Genomic DNA, 950 nt, shown 5'->3' with positions numbered 1-950 from the left:
CATGCGAATTGGCAGAATGACTCAACGGTTAAGACCAGGAAGGCACTATCCAAGAAAATCTATGCAGCCCCGAACTCGCTGGAACTGTTTTGGCGCACAGGCATAGAAGCTTAACCGAATGCCATTGGCAAAGTGCGTACCTCGATAAAAGTTGAACATTTTATTCCTCAGGCAGTGGTCTCCGTCTATAACGCGCCTGGCGGTAATCCCTGGAAAGAAATGTCTCTGGTCAGCCAGACTGTTGACGGTGTGGAAAATGCCGTAACGAGAGCACTTTCCGGGATAGCCGTGGGCGGCGGTAATCATCAGCTGAAAACCCCAGGCAACCGGAAAAACAATCTGCATTTTAAATATGCCGATGCGATTGGGCATCCGGCAACTGCAATGATAGGCGGGAAAATTTCGGGGTATGCGTATAAAAGTGCCGCCACGCCTTTTATGCCTTACTTTTTGAGTACTCTGGACAGCCTGGTTTAGCGGACCGGTGTGCCAGAGTCGTTTTATCCCGAAGCGCTGATTCCTGGTAAACGTGAACTGGGTTATTCGTTTCGGGGCAATATTTATCCGCGAAGCGGGTTTGTGACGCAACAGGATGAGGATAAAGCGGCTGCGGTGGTAGCGCAACGGGTAGCTGACATTATCACCCGCACAGGACAGGGGCATGTTTATCAACCCCTGAAAGGGAACCGCAAACAGGGTTACTGGCCACCCGGCGAAGTCGTTGAGAATACAGGTAATCAAAATCATCAATGGCAACGTATAGCGCCTAAAATGAGCGCGTCTTGTGCTGTTTTTCCGGATAACAGCGGAGAAGCGGCAAAGGTGGGTATTTTCATCCAAGCAGATCACCCAATAACATTCATCAAGATCATCTAATACCATCCAACGAGATCACCTAATAACATCGATGGAGATCACTTTTGTGCTCCAATGTTATTGGGTGAGCTCCA

General features: G+C 49.2%; 1 pseudogene. It reads left to right on the top strand.

The features are described 5' to 3' along the window. Positions 1-129: 129 nt before the first annotated feature. A pseudogene (locus C5470_RS21980) lies at positions 130-876 on the top strand (TIGR03756 family integrating conjugative element protein); the annotation flags it as partial. Positions 877-950 lie beyond the last annotated feature (74 nt).

The sequence above is a fragment of the Photorhabdus stackebrandtii genome (assembly GCF_011189495.1).
Classification (GTDB): domain Bacteria; phylum Pseudomonadota; class Gammaproteobacteria; order Enterobacterales; family Enterobacteriaceae; genus Photorhabdus; species Photorhabdus khanii.
This window is presented reverse-complemented; position numbering and strand designations above follow the sequence as displayed.